This window comes from Amycolatopsis sp. NPDC001319, from assembly GCF_042896185.1.
Classification (GTDB): domain Bacteria; phylum Actinomycetota; class Actinomycetes; order Mycobacteriales; family Pseudonocardiaceae; genus Amycolatopsis.
The window spans coordinates 346,325-361,887 of the sequence record NZ_JBIAWY010000007.1 but is presented as its reverse complement, the minus strand read 5'-3'; the positions used below and the strand labels follow the sequence as shown (position 1 = coordinate 361,887).

At 69.6% G+C, this 15,563-nt stretch carries 16 protein-coding genes; 7 read left to right on the top strand and 9 right to left on the bottom strand.

Annotated features, from left to right (window positions below; all coding sequences use genetic code 11):
* The first annotated feature begins 81 nt into the window (after positions 1-81).
* The 4 genes from ACFY1H_RS28125 (at position 82) to ACFY1H_RS28110 (ending at position 4,231) form a co-directional block, all read left to right on the top strand.
* Positions 82-2,001 carry a maleylacetate reductase and hydroxyquinol 1,2-dioxygenase domain-containing protein gene (locus ACFY1H_RS28125; RefSeq protein ID WP_386951117.1) on the top strand — a complete coding sequence of 640 codons (1,920 nt, stop codon included), beginning with the start codon at positions 82-84 and terminating at the stop codon, positions 1,999-2,001.
* Between the two features lie 66 nt (positions 2,002-2,067).
* Positions 2,068-3,243: an acyl-CoA dehydrogenase family protein gene (locus ACFY1H_RS28120; protein WP_386951114.1), complete on the top strand. Its 1,176-nt coding sequence runs from the start codon at positions 2,068-2,070 to the stop codon at positions 3,241-3,243.
* Between the two features lie 125 nt (positions 3,244-3,368).
* Positions 3,369-3,860, top strand: a complete 492-nt coding sequence (locus ACFY1H_RS28115) for a flavin reductase family protein (RefSeq protein WP_366584349.1) — start codon at positions 3,369-3,371, stop codon at positions 3,858-3,860.
* Positions 3,860-4,231 (top strand): MerR family transcriptional regulator, encoded by a 372-nt coding sequence (locus tag ACFY1H_RS28110; RefSeq protein WP_366584348.1) that lies wholly within the window; start codon positions 3,860-3,862, stop codon positions 4,229-4,231. The genes ACFY1H_RS28115 and ACFY1H_RS28110 overlap by 1 nt, the downstream gene beginning before the upstream one ends.
* Before the next feature lie 48 nt (positions 4,232-4,279).
* On the opposite strand, the gene ACFY1H_RS28105 is transcribed toward ACFY1H_RS28110, so the two are convergent.
* Positions 4,280-4,837, bottom strand: a complete 558-nt coding sequence (locus ACFY1H_RS28105) for a DoxX family protein (RefSeq protein WP_366584347.1) — start codon at positions 4,835-4,837, stop codon at positions 4,280-4,282.
* 455 nt (positions 4,838-5,292) lie between these two features.
* Between ACFY1H_RS28105 and ACFY1H_RS28100 the strand changes: the two genes are divergently transcribed.
* The 3 genes from ACFY1H_RS28100 to ACFY1H_RS28090 all read left to right on the top strand — a co-directional run bounded on the left by ACFY1H_RS28100 (position 5,293) and on the right by ACFY1H_RS28090 (position 8,284).
* Complete coding sequence (locus tag ACFY1H_RS28100) at positions 5,293-6,495, top strand: acyl-CoA dehydrogenase family protein (RefSeq protein ID WP_366584346.1); 1,203 nt, start codon at positions 5,293-5,295, stop codon at positions 6,493-6,495.
* 16 nt (positions 6,496-6,511) lie between these two features.
* A complete protein-coding gene (locus ACFY1H_RS28095) occupies positions 6,512-7,432 on the top strand; it encodes an amidohydrolase family protein (protein WP_386951109.1) in 921 nt (306 codons plus the stop codon).
* A 93-nt stretch (positions 7,433-7,525) separates the two neighbouring features.
* Positions 7,526-8,284 carry an SDR family NAD(P)-dependent oxidoreductase gene (locus ACFY1H_RS28090; protein ID WP_386951106.1) on the top strand — a complete coding sequence of 253 codons (759 nt, stop codon included), beginning with the start codon at positions 7,526-7,528 and terminating at the stop codon, positions 8,282-8,284.
* 76 nt (positions 8,285-8,360) lie between these two features.
* Here ACFY1H_RS28090 and ACFY1H_RS28085 read toward each other — a convergent pair whose 3' ends face one another.
* The 8 genes from ACFY1H_RS28085 to ACFY1H_RS28050 all read right to left on the bottom strand — a co-directional run bounded on the left by ACFY1H_RS28085 (position 8,361) and on the right by ACFY1H_RS28050 (position 15,562).
* On the bottom strand, positions 8,361-9,956 hold the full coding sequence (locus ACFY1H_RS28085; protein ID WP_366584343.1) for a ubiquinol-cytochrome c reductase cytochrome b subunit: 1,596 nt from the start codon (positions 9,954-9,956) through the stop codon (positions 8,361-8,363).
* Positions 9,953-10,342 (bottom strand): hypothetical protein, encoded by a 390-nt coding sequence (locus tag ACFY1H_RS28080; RefSeq protein ID WP_366584342.1) that lies wholly within the window; start codon positions 10,340-10,342, stop codon positions 9,953-9,955. Before ACFY1H_RS28080 ends, ACFY1H_RS28085 begins: the two co-directional genes overlap by 4 nt.
* On the bottom strand, positions 10,339-11,640 hold the full coding sequence (locus ACFY1H_RS28075; RefSeq protein WP_366584341.1) for an NAD(P)/FAD-dependent oxidoreductase: 1,302 nt from the start codon (positions 11,638-11,640) through the stop codon (positions 10,339-10,341). The genes ACFY1H_RS28080 and ACFY1H_RS28075 overlap by 4 nt, the downstream gene beginning before the upstream one ends.
* 244 nt (positions 11,641-11,884) lie before the next feature.
* Positions 11,885-12,166, bottom strand: coding sequence for a muconolactone Delta-isomerase (gene catC, locus ACFY1H_RS28070; RefSeq protein WP_366584340.1), 282 nt, complete (start codon positions 12,164-12,166; stop codon positions 11,885-11,887).
* A gap of 7 nt (positions 12,167-12,173) precedes the next feature.
* Complete coding sequence (catA, locus tag ACFY1H_RS28065) at positions 12,174-13,019, bottom strand: catechol 1,2-dioxygenase (RefSeq protein ID WP_366584339.1); 846 nt, start codon at positions 13,017-13,019, stop codon at positions 12,174-12,176.
* Between the two features lie 27 nt (positions 13,020-13,046).
* Positions 13,047-14,147 (bottom strand): enolase C-terminal domain-like protein, encoded by a 1,101-nt coding sequence (locus tag ACFY1H_RS28060; RefSeq protein WP_366584338.1) that lies wholly within the window; start codon positions 14,145-14,147, stop codon positions 13,047-13,049.
* Positions 14,148-14,171: 24 nt separating this feature from the next.
* Positions 14,172-15,227: an NADH:ubiquinone reductase (Na(+)-transporting) subunit F gene (locus ACFY1H_RS28055; RefSeq protein ID WP_386951099.1), complete on the bottom strand. Its 1,056-nt coding sequence runs from the start codon at positions 15,225-15,227 to the stop codon at positions 14,172-14,174.
* A gap of 14 nt (positions 15,228-15,241) precedes the next feature.
* Positions 15,242-15,562 carry a phenol hydroxylase subunit P4 gene (locus ACFY1H_RS28050; RefSeq protein ID WP_366584336.1) on the bottom strand — a complete coding sequence of 107 codons (321 nt, stop codon included), beginning with the start codon at positions 15,560-15,562 and terminating at the stop codon, positions 15,242-15,244.
* Position 15,563: the final 1 nt, after the last annotated feature.

Genomic DNA, 15,563 nt, shown 5'->3' with positions numbered 1-15,563 from the left:
GGACACGAACGCTGACTTCTCGGGCGCTCGCTCCTACCGTCATCGCCACCGCACCCGGCGCGCCAGGCAAAGGAGCCCTCGATGTTCAGCTACACCGCCAATCCGGCTCGGGTCGTCTTCGGCACGGGCACGATCGCGACGCTGGCCGACGAGGTGCGCCGGCTCGGGGCTTCGCGCGTGTTGCTGCTCGGGACTTCTTCACTGGCGGGCCCGGTGGACCGGGTCGCCGACGCGCTGGGTTCGCTGCTCGCCGCCCGCTTCGACGAGGCCGCGATGCACACGCCGGTGGACGTGACCGAGCGTGCCCTGGCGGTCGTTGCGGAGAACAAAGTGGACTGTCTGCTGGCGATCGGCGGGGGTTCGACGACCGGTTTGGCCAAGGCGATCGCGTTGCGCACGGATCTGCCGCAGATCATCGTGCCCACCACCTACGCCGGGTCGGAGATGACCCCGGTCCTGGGCGAGACCGCCGATGGACGCAAGACCACCCAGACCTCACCCAAGGTGCTGCCCGAGGTCGTCGTCTACGACGTCGACCTCACCCTGAAACTGCCGGTCCAGGTGTCACTCACCAGCGGCGTCAACGCCATGGCCCACGCCGTCGAGGCCCTCTACTCACCCGACGCCAACCCGATCGTCGACCAGTTCGCCCTCGAAGCGATCCGCCTGCTCGCCACCGCCCTCCCCCGCATCGCCGCCGATCCCTCCGATGCGGACGCCCGCGGCAACGCCCTGCGCGCCGCCTGGCTCGCCGGCACCTGCCTCGGCTCCGTCGGCATGGCCCTGCACCACAAGCTCTGCCACACCCTCGGCGGCAGCTTCAACCTGCCCCACTCCGAAACCCACACCGTCGTCCTGCCCTACGCCATGGCCTACAACACCGCCGGCGCCCCCGACGCCATGCGCCGCATCGCCGAGGTCCTCGGCGCCCCCGACGCCGCCACCGGCGTCTACGACCTCATCGCCGCCCTACCCGTCCCGCACTCGCTGGCCGAACTCGGATTCACCGAAACCGCCATCACCCAGGCCGCCGAAATCGCCACCGCCAAGCCCTACCCCAACCCCCGCGAAGTCACCCGCGACGGCATCGAGGACCTCCTGCACCACGCCTGGACCGGCACCTGCCCCACGCCCGCCGCAGGCACCAAACCCGACCTGCGCAGCCTCACCACCGAAGTCGTCGACAGCTTCGCCGCCACCCCCGACCCCCGCCTGCGCGAACTCCTCCAAGAACTCGTGCGCACCCTGCACTCCTACGTGGTCCGCACCGACCTCACCCAGGAGGAATGGGAATACGCCATCGGGTTCCTCACCCGCACCGGCCAGATCTCCGACGACAAACGCCAGGAGTTCATCCTCCTGTCCGACACCCTCGGCGTCTCCAGCGTCGTCGACGTCCTCACCAACTCCCGCACACCCGACACCACCCCCTCCGCCGTCCTCGGCCCGTTCTACGTCCAAGGCCCACCCGAAACCGCCCAGGGCGCCGACCTCGCCGAAGGCCTGCCCGGCACTCCCCTGTGGACCGACGTCACCGTCACCGACACCCACGACACCCCGGTGCCCGACGCCATCGTCGACGTCTGGCAGTCCAACCAGGACGGTTTCTACGACGTCCAGCTCCCCGACGCCGACGGCCCCGTCCTGCGCGCCCGCTTCCGCACCGACACCGACGGCCGCCTCAAGTTCTGGACCATCGTGCCGTCCCAGTACCCCATCCCCGTCGACGGTCCCGTCGGCGGCATGCTCGAAGCCGCCGGCCGGCATCCGTTCCGCGCACCGCACCTGCATTTCCTCATCGCCAAGCCGGGCTTTCGCACGCTGGTCACGCAGCTGTTCGTGGCCGGCGGCGACCACCTCGACTCCGACACCGTGTTCGGCGTCAAGAACGGGCTGATCGTCGACTTCGCCGAGCAGTCCGGCCCGGCGCCCGACGGCCGTGAACCGGAGGCCGGCTGGCGCCGCCTCGAGTTCACCTTCCGCGTCTCCCCCACCCACTGAACAGAGCGCCCACGCGCCTCCAGCGCCGGCGCAGCCGAGATAAAACCCGTTCAAGGGAACACGAATATGAACAACACCACCCCCACCTCCGTAGAACTCGTCGCCCGAGCCGAAGCCTTGCGATCCCAGCTCTGGGAAGACGCCCCGGAGGTCGACCGCACCCGCCGGCTGACCGACCGGAACTTCGCGGCCATGCGCGACGCGCAGCTGATGCAGCTGTTCACCCCGCGGCGCTTCGGCGGCCTGGCCGCGGACATGCGCACCTACTTCGAGGTCACCGCCGCCCTCGGGCGCGGGTGTTCGTCGTCCGCGTGGGTCGCCGGCGTGCTCAACGCCGGCAACTGGATGGTCGCGCAGTTCCCCGAGGAGGCCCAGCGGGAAGTCTGGGGCGCCGACCCGCTGGCCACCTCGTGCAGCATCCTGCAGCCGACCGGTGAGGCCGAGATCGTCGACGGCGGGATCAAGCTCAACGGCAAGTGGGGCTACTCGTCGGGCTCGAACCACTGCGACTGGGCGATCGTCGCGTACCCGAGCCCGAACGCGGTCAAGCCCGAGATGATGCTCGCGCTGGTGCCGATGAGCGACGTCGAGGTCGAGGACACCTGGTTCGTCACGGGTATGCGCGGCACCGGCAGCAACACGATCGTCGCGCGCGACCTGTTCGTCCCGGACCACCGGGTGCTGCCGCTGATGCCGATGTTCCGCGGCGACAACCTCGACGCGCCCGACGCCGTGCACCGCACGGCCCTCGCCGGCGTGCTGCCCGTGTCGCTGATGGGCTCGCAGATCGGTGCGGCCGAAGCAGCGCTGGAGTTCGTGATCGAAAAGGCCCCGAAGCGCCAGATCACCGCGTCGACGTACTCGGTGCAGGCGCAGTCGGTCGGGTTCCAGGTGGACCTCGCCGAGGCGGCGACCACGATCAAGGCCGCGCGGCTGATCGGGCAGCAGGCCGCCGATGTGCTCGACGAGCACGCCGGCCAGAGCCACCTGCCCGACGAGACCATCCGCTCGGGGCTGCGCATGGACATGGCGTGGGCCGTGAAACGCGCCAACGAAGGAGTGGACCGGCTCGTGACCGCCCACGGCACGTCGGCGTTCGGCGAGTTCAGCCCGCTGCAGCGCATCTGGCGCGACACGGGTGTCGCCACGCGCCACGCGGCCTTCAACATCCGCATCTCCCAGGAGATCTACGCGAAGGCCCTGCTGGGCCTCAACCCCTACGAGATCAGTTTCCTGGTCTGAGATCCCGGCCGGCTTCACCAGACGTGCGGCAGGGGCGTTCCGCCCGCCCCTGCCGCGCCCGGCACCGCATTCCCCCCGAACGCGACCGAACGCGGGTCGCGGGCAAGCACGAACAGGAGAGACCGATGTCCGAAGACCTGCAGCAGCAGTTCCGCGAAGTGATGGCGCGGGTGGCCACGCCGGTTTCCGTGGTGACGGGACTGGCTCCCGACTACACCCCCTACGGCAGCACGGTGAGCGCGTTCGCCTCGCTGTCGATGGAACCGCCGATGGTGCTGGTGTCCCTCGTCAGGTCGTCCCGGCTCCTCGGGGTCATCCGGCAGTCGGGCCGGTTCGGGCTCAACATCCTCGGCTCGTCGCATTCCAAGCTGGCGCGCACGTTCGCCACCAACCTCACGCCGGAGGAGAAGTTCGACGGCGTCGAGTGGGACGTCGAGGGCGAGGTACCGCGGCTGGCGGGGGCGCTGAGCTGGCTCGCGTGCTCCGTCGAGCAGGAAGTGGAAGGCGGGGACCACATCGTGCTGTTCGGTTCGGTCCGGTCGCTGTGCAGCTGCGCGGGCGAACCGCTCACCTACCACCGCCGTTCGTTCGGCACGCACGCGACGCTCGAAGGCTGATGACCGGGGACGAGCCCGCCGAGCGCCTGACGATCGGGGCGCTCGCCCGGGCCACGGGGGTGGCCGCGTCGGCGCTGCGGTACTGGGAGAAGATCGGCCTGCTGCCCCCGCCGGAGCGCGTTTCGGGCCAGCGGCGCTACGCCGCGTCGGCGGTCGGGCTCGTCAAGTTGCTCCTGCTGCTGCGCGATTCCGGGTTCTCCCTGATCGAGGCGAAAGAGCTCGTGACGGCCCGGGCGATGGCGCCCCGGACCTGGCGTGAGCTTCAGCAACGCCGGCTCGCGGAACTCGACGAGCGCATCGCGTCCGCCCAGGCCGCGCGGGCCGAGATCACGAACGGGCTCGCGGGAACCTTCGGCAGCGCACCGGACTGAACCGGGGACTTCGCCGGGGGCGCCGACCTCGTCGACGCCCCCGGCACGCTACGCGGTGGCCGCGACCTCCTGCTCCGCGGCCGCACGCCGGATCCGCACCGTGCGGAAGATCGGCGGCACCGCGGCCACGATCGCCAGCACGACCGCGGCCAGGCCGATCAGTGCCGCGCGCTCACCCGTGCCGTACCACGGCAGGCCGAGCCCGCCGTCGAGCGAAATCGAGCCCGGGCCGCTGAAGGCGAACGAAATCGCCATGATCGCCAGCGTGAGCGGGTACTCGCCGCCGCCAAGGGAATTCCACAACGCGCCGCTCTTCGCGCTCATCGCGAAACCCGCCACCAGCATGGTGCCGGCACCGATGGCCGCGCCGAGCGGCGTGGCGAAACCCAGGACGATCAGCAGCGCCGCGCTCAGTTCGCACCAGGCGGCGAGTTTCGCCAGCGGCCGCGCCGGCACCTGCCCGAGTGCCGTGAAGACGACCGCGATCCCGTCCAGGCCGGGGCCCCGGAACCACCCGCGCAGCTTCTGGGTGGCGTGCGCGTACAGGATGAACGCCACGAGCAGCCGCAGGAGCAAGAGACCGACATCGGCCATCGTCACACTCATTTCCAGGTACCTCCGAACTAGAGTCACCGTCGTCGGCGAAACGCAAATCGCGAGCCACTCGGCCGAAATGCACCGAGCGCGAGAACCGTTCCACGACCGTTGCCGGGAATCCAGGTATTCGTCCCCCAGAACTGGACACCGCGTTGATACCGGAAATCGGCGACGGTAAGTCTCCGACCGCCGGCCGCTTCCGGCCGCCTCGTCCACATCGCGGGAAGTCGTGTCCGGCCTCGCAGGACACCGGTACTGACTTCGGTGTCCTGCGCACCTAGCGTCTGCGCCATGGCACCCGTCTTCCTGCTCGCGCCCGGCACCGACGCCGGGCGTCCGGATGTGGCCGGGACGCGCACACCGTCAATTCGACAGATCGGCACACCGCACGCGGAGCCGGATTCGACAAATTGAACGGCGACCCTGGTCGACGACGCCATGAACAGTGCGACTAAGGAGAGATCATGACCACGGAATCCGCTGCGCCTGTCGCGCAGAAGGTGCCCAGCCGGGAAGAGCTGGTCGAGCGTGCGAACAGCCTGCGCGCTCAGCTGTGGGAAGCCGCCCCGGAAGTCGACCGCGAACGCCGCCTGAAGACCGCGAACTTCGAGGCCATTCGCGATGCCGGGCTGATCCAGCTGTTCGTGCCGAAGCGGCTCGGCGGGTTCGACGCGGGCATGCGCACCTTCCTCGACGTGACGATCGCACTCGGTCGCGGCTGCGCGTCGTCGGCCTGGGTGACCGGGGTCCTCAACACCGGCAACTGGTGGGCCGCCAGCTACTCCGAGCAGGCGCAGGACGAGGTCTGGTCCACGAACCCCTTCGCCACCACCGCCGGCGTGCTCGCACCCACGTCCGCGGTCGAGGTCGTCGAAGGCGGCGTGAAGCTCAACGGCAAGTGGGGCTACGCCTCGGGCTCGAACCACTGCGACTGGGCCAGCGTCTGCTACCCCAGCGTGGTCCCCGGCGGCCGTGACATGAACCTCGCACTGGTGCCGATGAAGGACCTCACGGTCGAAGACACCTGGTTCATCGCCGGCATGCGCGGCACGGGCAGCAACACCCTCGTCGCCCGTGACGTGTTCGTGCCCGAGCACCGGTTGCGCTCGGCCACCGGCCTGCTCAACGGCGACAACGTCGCCGCGGGCCCGGACGCCAGCCACCGGGTCAGCCTCGCGGGCCTGGCCCCGCTTTCGCTCGCCGGTGCCCAGCTCGGCCAGGCACAGGCGGCGCTGGACTACGTGATCGAGAAGGCGCCGAAGCGGTCGATCACGACCACGACCTACTCGGCGCAGTCGGAGTCGGTCGGATTCCAGATCGACCTCGCCGAGGCCTCCGCCATGATCGCCGCCGCCGTCAAGACCACTCAGGACGCCGCCGACCAGCTCGACGACTACGCGGCCAAGGGTGAGCACCCGCCCGAGGTCGTGCGCACGGGCCTGCGGGTGGGCATGGCGCAGGCGATGCGCCAGACCTTCCACGCCGTCGACCTCCTGATGTCCGCGCACGGTTCTTCGGCCTTCGCCGAGGTGAACCCGCTGCAGCGCATCTGGCGCGACGCCGGGGTCGCTTCGCGGCACGCGGCCTTCAACATCCGCGTCAGCCAGGAACTGGCGGGCAAGTCCCTGCTCGACCAGAACCCGACCGCCGTCAGCTTCCTCGTCTGAAAAGGACAACTCGATCGTGATCGACGTTCACGCACACTGGTTTCCCCCCGCACTCACCAAGGAGTTCGACCGAGTCGCCGGCAAGAAGGTGTGGCCCGAGCACAGTCCCGAGCTGATCCCGCGGGTCGAGGAGCTCGAAGCCGACGGTGTGAACCTGCAGGTGCTCGGGCTCGGCCACAACCAGCCGTACTTCGAGGACGCGAGCAAGTCGTTGCACTGCGCGAAGTTCGCGAACGACCTCTACGCCGAGGCGGCCGACTTCGACGGCCGGCTCGAAGCCTTCGGCGCCATTCCCCTCCCGCACACGGAACAGGCCATCGCGGAAGCCGTTCGCTGCCTCGACGAGCTCCACTTCGCCGGGATCGGCCTGGGCACGACCGCCGTCGGCACCTCGCTTGACGACCCCGCCTACGAAGAACTCTGGGCCGAGCTCAACCGCCGCCGCGCGGTCATCTTCGTGCACCCGGTCGGCACGCCCGACACCTTCTCCACCGGGCTCGACGCGTTCATGATGGGTCCCAAGTACGGCGGCCCCATGGAAGCCACGCTGGCGACGACACACCTGGTCGTGTCCGGTGTGACGCAGCGGTACCCGGACATCCGGTGGATCATCGGCACGATGGGCGGCTCGATCGGCTACCTCTGGCGGCGCTTCGAGGAGATCACCGAGTCGGTCCACCAGGACCAGTGGCTGGAGAACAACCCCCGCCAGGAGCTCAAGAAGCTGTACTACGACACGACCCTGACCGACGACCCCGCCGCGATCAAGTTCTTCGCCGATTCCTTCGGCGCGGACCGGCTCGTCCTCGGCACCGACGCGCCCCGCGTGCGCGCCGGTGACTGGGCGAACCGGATCAAGGCCGTCCCCGGCTTCGACGAGCAGCAGTTGCGCGGCGTGCTCAACGACACCGCGGCGTCGCTCGGGATCGGGAAGTAGCCGGTTCCTCGAATCCGGGCACGGTTCGGGCCTTCCCCGAGCCGTGCCCGGTTTTGTTTCCCCGTCTCGCGAACGACCAGGAGTCACCTGCCCGTGGACACCAGAATCGCACTTGTCACCGGCGGCAACCGCGGCTTCGGCCGCTCAGCCGCGCTGGCTTTGGCCGGCGACGGCGCGGACGTGATCATCACGTATCGCGAAAACGTGGAGGAAGCACACGCCGTCGTCAAGGAGATCCGCGCGCTCGGCCGGGAAGCGGGTGCCCTCCGCGTGGACCTGAGCCAGGCCGAGCGCTTCACCGAGTTCGACTGGGAGCTCGGCGAGCTCCTCGGCGACGTATGGGGCCGGACCACCTTCGACCACCTGGTGAACAACGCCGGCCACGGCATTCTCACCACGCTCGGGACCACGGCTCTCGACGACGTTCAGTCCCTTGTGGACGTCCACTTCACCGGCGTCTACTTCCTCACCCAGCAGCTCGCTCCCCGCATCGCCGACGGCGGCTCGATCGTGAACATCTCCAGCGTGCTCGCGCGCTCCGCCGGCGAAGGCTGGTCGGTCTACGCGGCGATGAAGGGCGCGGTCGAGGTGCTCACCCGCTACCACGCCCAGGAGCTGGGCAAACGCGGCATCCGCGTCAACGTGGTCGCGCCGGGCCCGGCGGCCACGGATTTCCTCGACGGCACGATCCGCGACGACGCCGCCGTGCGGGAAATGCTGGGCGCGCAAGCAGCCCTGGGCCGCGTGGCCGAGGCCGACGACATCGGTCCCGTGATCGCCGCCGTCCTGTCCGACCGGTTCGGCTGGGTCACGGGCCAGCGCATCGAAGCCTCCGGCGGCGCTGCGCTGTAAACCGAACGCCGGGGGGGGAGCCGCCGGGGCGAACCTTGTGTGAGGTTTGCCCCGGCGGCGGTGGTGGTCGGCGTGGTCAGTGGCCTCGGTTGACGTGCTGCACGGCCGCCGTTTCCTCCGGTGGGTCCGGCGTGAGGAGCGAGCCGGGGACGGCGCGGCCGGCGGCGCCGAGCTTGTTCATCTTCTTGGGCACCGTCGCGCCCTGGTAGTCGAGCGGGACGGGGTGGCCGTGGCCGTCCACGGGGCCCAGGGGCTGGTGGATCTCCAGGTAGCCGCCCGAGGGTGAGCGGGTGATGATGCCCGTCTCGATGCCGTGTTCGAGGACTTCGCGGTCGGCGCGTTGCAGGCCGAGGCAGACGCGGTAGGTGATGAAGTACGCCAGCGGCGGCACGATCAGCACGCCGATGCGGCCGGCCCAGGTGGTCGCGTTGAGGGAGATGTCGAACTGGTCGGCGATGATGTCGTTGAAACCGGACAGCTCGATCACCAGGAAGAAGCCCAGCGACATCATGCCCAGCGACGTGCGGACCGGCGCGTCGCGCGGGCGTTGCAGGATGTTGTGGTGCGCGGTGTCCTTCGACAGCCGGCGTTCGATCCACGGATAGGACAGCAACAGCGTGAACAGCAGCGGCATTCCGATCGCGCCGGGGAAGAACACAGCCGGGATCGTGTAGTTCCCGAGGTAGACCTCCCAGGCGGGCCAGATGCGCAGGAGGCCGTCGGCCCAGGCGAGGTACCAGTCGGGTTGCGAGCCAGCGGAGACCTGCGACGGGTTGTACGGGCCGATGTTCCAGATCGCGTTGATCTGGAAGAGCCCGGCCAGCAGCGACAGCACGCCGGTCACGATCGTGAAGAACGCCAGCGCCTTCAACGCGAACGCCGGGAAGATGCGGATGCCGACGACGTTCGTTTCCTTGCGCTTCACGCCGGGGAACTGTGTGTGCTTCTGGTACCAGACGATCGCGAGGTGCGCGGCGATCAACGCGAGCATGATGCCCGGGATGATCAGGATGTGCACCGTGTAGAGCCGCGGGATGATCTGGTTGCCCGGGAACTCGCTGCCGAACACGGCCCAGTGGATCCACGTGCCGATCACGGGGATCGACAGGATGATGCCCGACAGCGTGGCGCGGATGCCGGTGCCGGACAGCAGGTCGTCGGGCAGCGAGTAGCCGAAGAAGCCTTCGAACATGCCGAGGATCAGCAGCGTCGCCCCGATCAGCCACGTCGCTTCGCGCGGCCGGCGGAACGCGCCCGTGAAGAACACGCGGCACATGTGCACGGTCATCGCGGCGATGAAGATCAGCGCGGCCCAGTGGTGCAGCTGCCGCACGAACAGCCCGCCGCGGACCTCCATCGAGATGTCCAGCGTGCTCGCGAAGGCCCGTGACATCTCCAGACCCTGCATGTTGGTGAAGCTGCCGTGGTAGGTGACCGTCTCCATGGACGGGTCGAAGAACAGCGTCAGGTAGACGCCGCTGAGCAGCAGCACGATGAACGCGTACAGGCCGATCTCGCCCAGCAGGAACGACCAGTGCGTCGGGAACACCTTGTTCATCTGGTGCCGCAGGCCCTTGGCCAGGTGGTAGCGGTCGTCGACCGCCTTCGCCGCCACGCCCGCAGCCTTGAGCGCGCCCGGGTCGGACTTGGTCGGACTGGTCAGTGAGTTCATGTGATCCTCACTCGCCTACGCAGGACGGCCACCGCGAACACGGCGCCCAACACTTCGACGACGGACAGCACCCCATTTGTGACAACTCCCGCCGGTAACCACGCTCCGCACCCGAACGACACCACCATCGAGACGCCGAGCAGCACCGCGCCCAGCCGCCCGCGCGTGCGGAAGTGCCGCCAGACCCCCACCGCCGACAGCCCCGCGATCCCCACGGCCACGCCGACGGACAGCGCGGTCGGGTGCACCACCGCTCGGGCCACCGCGCCCACGCAGTGCAGCGCGACGATCACCGCCAGCACCCGGTCGATCCGCGCGACCAGCGGCGGGTCCTTCACCACGGCGTGGCCGTTCACCCGCCGCACGACCTCCGGCCCCGGCGTCATCGCTGATCACCCGGCGCTGTCGTGTCCAGCGGAACCGCGGCCGACCGGACCAGGCCCAGCTGTACCGACTGGCGGGGCAACAACGCGTCCAGCAGCCAGTCGACCGCGGTGCGCACGCGGTTGCCCGGCATGGCGAGCAGGTGGTAGGCGCGCGTGACGAGCTTCGCGACCCAGCCCGACAGCGGGACGTGCAGCGGGTTGGCCGCGGCCTGCGCACCACCGAGGTCGACGACGAACCCCAGGTCGTGGTGCTTGTACTCGCGCGTGATGCCGAAACCGAGGGACGCGGCGACGTTGCGGCCGGCCAGCGTCCCCTGGCGGGTGGCGTGCTGCGCGGTCATGGCGGTGACCTCGCCGGGCCGGGTGAGGTCGGGAACGGCGGCCGCGTCGCCACAGGCGAAGACGCGGCGGTGGCCCGGGACGGCGAGAGTGGTGTCGACGACGAGGCGCCCGCGTTGCGTCTCGAAGCCGGCGACCAGCGGGTCGGGGCGGACGCCGACGCACCACGCGATGGTGCGGGTCGGCACGAACTCGCCCGAGGTGAGCCACACGCCCTCGGTGGTGGCTTCGCGGACGGAGGTGCCCGTGAGCACCTCGACGCCCCGCTTGCGGAGGACTCGATCCGCGGCCCGGGACAGCCGCGGATCGAGCTCCGGCAGCACCTTGGGAGCCAGGTCGAGCAGCAGCCAGCGCGTCCGCTGCCCGTCGAGCTCCCGGTGCCGCCGCTGGACGGCCCGCGTGAACAGCGGGCCCTGGGCCGCGACCTCGGTCCCCGTGTAGCCGGCGCCGACGACGACGAACGTGCACCGCGCGTCCCGCTCCGCCGGTGAATCGGCGGTCGCCGCGAGCTCCACCTGGCGGATCACGTGGTCGCGCAGGTACAGGGCTTCGGCGACGCCGCGGAAACCGTGCGCGTGTTCGGCGACGCCGGGGATCGGCAGGAGCTTGGTGACGCTGCCCGCCGCGATGATCAGGCGGTCGTACCGAAGCTCGTGCACCGAACCCTCGGGGTCCGTATAGGACAGTCGATCTTTGTCCGGCGCGATCGACGTCACCGTGCCGAGAGCGAGCCGGACGCCGGGCAGGGTCGCCGGGATCGACACCGTCACCCGCCGCGGGTCGACGACGGCGGCGGCCACTTCCGGGAGCAACGGCAGGTACAGGAAGTAGTCCGTCTCGTTGACGATCACGATCTCGATCCCCGCCGCCTCGGGTAAAGCCCGGCGCAACGCGCGGGCGGCGTTGTAGCCGGCGAACCCGCCGCCGACGATGACGACCCTGGTCGGATCACCGTCCATGCGCCCAGCCTTTCTCCACGAGAGCCCTGACCCCGGTCAGCCTGCCACCGCGTGCCCGATTTGTACCCGCACTCGTCCGGTCACCCAGGACGGGATTAAATCTGGATATTTAACATCCAGGTTCACGCCACACGGCGAGGGCAAACCAGCCACAGCTCCTCATAACCAGGACATTAATCATCCCGATTAAGGGTGTCAAGACGGGCGTGCGAGCCGGGAATCCGGCCCGCACGCCCGTGAACTCTCAGCCCGCCAGCGCAGACGGATGCTGCGCCAACGGCGTCACACTGACCCTCATGTACTTGAACAACGGCAGGTTCCACAGCAGGTCGTGCAGCTCGCCGTTGTCCGAGACGTCGAACACACTCAGGTTCGAGTACTCACCCACGACCCGCCACAGGTGGACCCACTTCCCCTCCCGCTGCAGCTTCTGGCTGTACGCCTTCTCCGTCGCCAGCAGCTCGTCCCGGAACGAGGGGTCGAGGTCCAGCGGCAGAGAGACGTCCATCCGCACCGCGAACAACATGCCGGCCTCAGGCGGGGTCGAGCACGAAGTCGTACCGGACCTCTTCGCCGGCGCCCGACGAAGCCGCGGTCGGCGAAAGGATCAGCGCGTCCTTCACCGCCGTGGCGATGTCGTCGCCGACGTGTTCGCCGCCGGAGAAGTACAGCTGCGTCGTGATCAGCTGGTGGCCCGGCGCGGACACCTTGATGTGCAGGTGCGCCGGGCGCCACGCGTGCCAGCCGGCGGCGGCGATCAACGCGCCCGTCGCGCCGTCGGTCGGGATCTGGTACGGCGCCGGGTGGATCGTGTGGATCGCGAAGTTGCCGTCGGCACCCGTGGTGAAGCGGCCGCGCAGGTTCCACTCGGGAATGCCGGGCGCGAACTGCGAGTACAGGCCGTCGTCGTCGGCCTGCCAGAAGTCCACGACGGCGCCCGCGAGCGGTTCACCCGACACCGAGCGCGCCTGGCCGAAGAAGCGCAGCGGCTGCCCGCCCTCGCCTTCGCGCATCGGCAGCGTGCCCTCCGCGCCGAACTCCGGAGCACCCTCCACGTAGTACGGACCTTCGATGCTCCCGGCGGTCCCCTCGCGGCTGGCGTTCGCGACCTTCTCCACCTCGTGCTCGATGAACACGTCGAGGAACAGCGGCCACTCACCGTCTTCGCCGACCCGGATCAGCCACGCCTTGAAGGCGTTGTACTCGTCGTAGGTCAGCTGGTGCTTGCGGACGACCTCGTGCAGCGCGGCCAGCGCGTCCGTCGCGATCGCGTCCACGCGGGCGGCGTCCGCCGAGGCAGAACCCTTGGCCCGCTCCTGGAAACGCTCGGTCGCCGACGCACCCGAAGCTGCGGCTGTGGGCGAAACGACTTCAGTCATGGCAAATACCTCTCTTCGTGGTGGGAATCAGTCCTGGCGGTAGCGCGCGAGCTTGTCCTCGTCGAGCTGGATGCCGAGGCCGTGGCCCTGCGGCACGCGCAGCTCACCGTGCTCGATGCGCAGTGGTTCGGTGAGCAGGTCGTCGGTCATGTCGAGGAAGTTCGACAGCTCACCCGCCCGCCGCGAGGTGAGCTCGAACGCGGCCCCGAACGTCGCCGCGCACAGCGAGCCGATCTGCCCGTCGATCTGGTTGCCGAGCACGACCTCGACGCCGAGCCCGGAGCACTGGCTGAGCACCCGCTGCGAGTACGTGAAGCCGGTGCGCGCCGTCTTGATGCTCACGCCGTGGGCCGCGCCGGCCAGCAGCTCGCGGGTGACCTCGCCCGGCCGGGTGGCGCTTTCGTCGGCGTAGAGCGGGATCCGGCTCTGCGTGGCGAGCCAGCGGCGGCCGAGCACGTCGTCGGCCGGGCACAGCTCCTCGGCGAACAGCAGCCCGACGTCCTCCAGCGCCCGCAACGCGGCGGCCGACTCCGAGGCCGTCCAGCCGCGGTTGCCGTCGATGTAGAGCTCGACGTCCTCGCCGAGCCCGGCCCGCAGCGCCCGGCAGACGTCCACGTCGAGGCGGAACGGCTTGCGGCCCACCTTCACCTTGAACGTCGTGATGCCGTAGAGGTCGCGCACGCGCTCGGCCTCGTCGACCATCTCGCCCGGCTGCGCGAACCCGACCATGTGGCACACGCGCATGCGGTCGGTGTAGCCGCCGAGCAGCTCGGTCACGGACACGCCGAGGCTCTGTCCGATGAGGTCCCACAGCGCCATGTCGATCGCGCTCTTGGCGGCCGGGTTCCCCACCGTGCGGTCGAGTTTGGCGTGCACGGCCTCGCGGGCCAGCGGCGACATCCCCAGCAGCTGGGGTGCGAAAACCGAGTCGATGACGGCCTTGATCGAGCCCTGGGTCTCGCCGTAGGTGAACGGCCGGGGCGGGGCTTCGGCGGTCCCCACCAGGCCCTCGTCGGTGTGCACCCGCACGAGGATGTGCGCGGCCGTGTCCACCTCGCCACTCGCGAACCGCAACGGTTTGCGGTATGGGATGGCGAACGGGATCGCCTCGATTTCGGTGACTTTCATCGCGGTCCTTTCACAGGGGCCGGATCAGCGCCTGATCAGCGGACTGCGCACCACGTGGGTGCCCGCGGCGCGGTCGGCGGAGTCGAAGAAGTCCTCGCGGTAGATGTCCCGGGGGAACAACCGCGCCTTCATCAGCGCCTTCATGGTGTCCGACACCATGTCGGGGCTGCCGCAGATGTAGGCGACGTTCCCGCCCGCCCGGGGGTAGTCCTCGGCCAGCAGTGCCGGGACCCGCCCCGACCGGCCGTTCCAGTCGTCGCGCGAGAGCGCCGGCCGGTAGGTGAACCAGTCCGTGCGCGCTTCGAGCTCCTCGAAGTACTCCCGGTCGTACAGATCGTCCTTGGTGGCCACGCCGTGGTACAGCGTGACCTGGTACTCGCCGCCACCGTCCTCGTCGATGTGGCGGATCATCGCCTTCAGCGGCGCCAGTCCCGTGCCCGAGCCCAGCAGCAGGATCGGCTGAGTCCGAAATGGACGGAACGAGAACCGCCCGTAGGGACCGGACAGCGTCACCTCGTCGCCGACCTTCAGGCCGGCGAAGACCCAGCCGTCGGTGGCGATCCCGTTTTCCGAGCGCTTCAGGTGCAGCTCGATCAGCGACCCGTTCGACGGCGTGCTGGCGATCGAGTACGGCCGCTGGTGTCCGCCGGGCACGTCGAGCAGCACGTACTGCCCGGGGTTGAACTTCATCGGTTCCTCGAGGGCGAGCACCAGCCGACGGACGTCGGGCGCGATCTCCTCGAGGCTGTCCACCCGGGCGCGGAAGTCGCGCACCGGGTGGACACCGACGCCCTCGTCCATGTCGACTTCACCCTCGAGCACCACGTCGCCGCGCGGCTGGGCCACGCAGATCAACGCGGCGCCCTCGTCGCGTTCGCTCTCCAGCAACGCGTACGGCGACGCGTCGCCCAGGTCGACCTCACCGTCGAGGATCTGGGCCTTGCAGGTGCCGCACGTGCCGTGGGTGCACGCGTGCGGCAGCCAGATGCCCTCGCGCAGGCACGCGTCGAGCACGGTCTGGTCCTCCCGGCACTGGATCTCGGCACCGATCGGTTCCACGCGGATGGTGTGCGTCGTCAAGACGAATTCTCCGTTCAGGCGGCGAACTGCAGCAGCGCCTTGTGGCCGATGCCGAGTTCGGTGAGCGAGGTGTCGGCGGAGCCGTCGAGTGGCCGGCCGTTCACCCGCCAGTCACGCACCGCCGCCGGGTCGAAGTCCGGGTCCGACGCGGCCCAGGGGCCGACGACCGTCTCCACGAACTCGCCGAAGCCCAAGGCCTTCGGCACGCGGAAGCACGCAGCCGAGCAGAACAGCGGGTTGCCTTCCCAGTGCACGTAGACCAGCTGGTCGTCGCCGAAGAGCTCGGCGCGGTCGGCCGACGGGAAGTCGTAGTCGTAAAGAGCTTTCACCGCCATG

What these genes read in the sequence shown, in the direction of transcription:
- ACFY1H_RS28125 (WP_386951117.1), top strand. Translation starts at nt 82, where the DNA reads ATGTTCAGCTACACCGCCAATCCGGCTCGGGTCGTCTTCGGCACGGGC.
- ACFY1H_RS28120 (WP_386951114.1), top strand. Translation starts at nt 2,068, where the DNA reads ATGAACAACACCACCCCCACCTCCGTAGAACTCGTCGCCCGAGCCGAA.
- ACFY1H_RS28115 (WP_366584349.1), top strand. Translation starts at nt 3,369, where the DNA reads ATGTCCGAAGACCTGCAGCAGCAGTTCCGCGAAGTGATGGCGCGGGTG.
- ACFY1H_RS28110 (WP_366584348.1), top strand. Translation starts at nt 3,860, where the DNA reads ATGACCGGGGACGAGCCCGCCGAGCGCCTGACGATCGGGGCGCTCGCC.
- ACFY1H_RS28105 (WP_366584347.1), bottom strand. Translation starts at nt 4,837, where the DNA reads ATGAGTGTGACGATGGCCGATGTCGGTCTCTTGCTCCTGCGGCTGCTC.
- ACFY1H_RS28100 (WP_366584346.1), top strand. Translation starts at nt 5,293, where the DNA reads ATGACCACGGAATCCGCTGCGCCTGTCGCGCAGAAGGTGCCCAGCCGG.
- ACFY1H_RS28085 (WP_366584343.1), bottom strand. Translation starts at nt 9,956, where the DNA reads ATGAACTCACTGACCAGTCCGACCAAGTCCGACCCGGGCGCGCTCAAG.
- ACFY1H_RS28080 (WP_366584342.1), bottom strand. Translation starts at nt 10,342, where the DNA reads ATGACGCCGGGGCCGGAGGTCGTGCGGCGGGTGAACGGCCACGCCGTG.
- ACFY1H_RS28075 (WP_366584341.1), bottom strand. Translation starts at nt 11,640, where the DNA reads ATGGACGGTGATCCGACCAGGGTCGTCATCGTCGGCGGCGGGTTCGCC.
- catC (WP_366584340.1), bottom strand. Translation starts at nt 12,166, where the DNA reads ATGTTGTTCGCGGTGCGGATGGACGTCTCTCTGCCGCTGGACCTCGAC.
- catA (WP_366584339.1), bottom strand. Translation starts at nt 13,019, where the DNA reads ATGACTGAAGTCGTTTCGCCCACAGCCGCAGCTTCGGGTGCGTCGGCG.
- ACFY1H_RS28060 (WP_366584338.1), bottom strand. Translation starts at nt 14,147, where the DNA reads ATGAAAGTCACCGAAATCGAGGCGATCCCGTTCGCCATCCCATACCGC.
- ACFY1H_RS28050 (WP_366584336.1), bottom strand. Translation starts at nt 15,562, where the DNA reads ATGGCGGTGAAAGCTCTTTACGACTACGACTTCCCGTCGGCCGACCGC.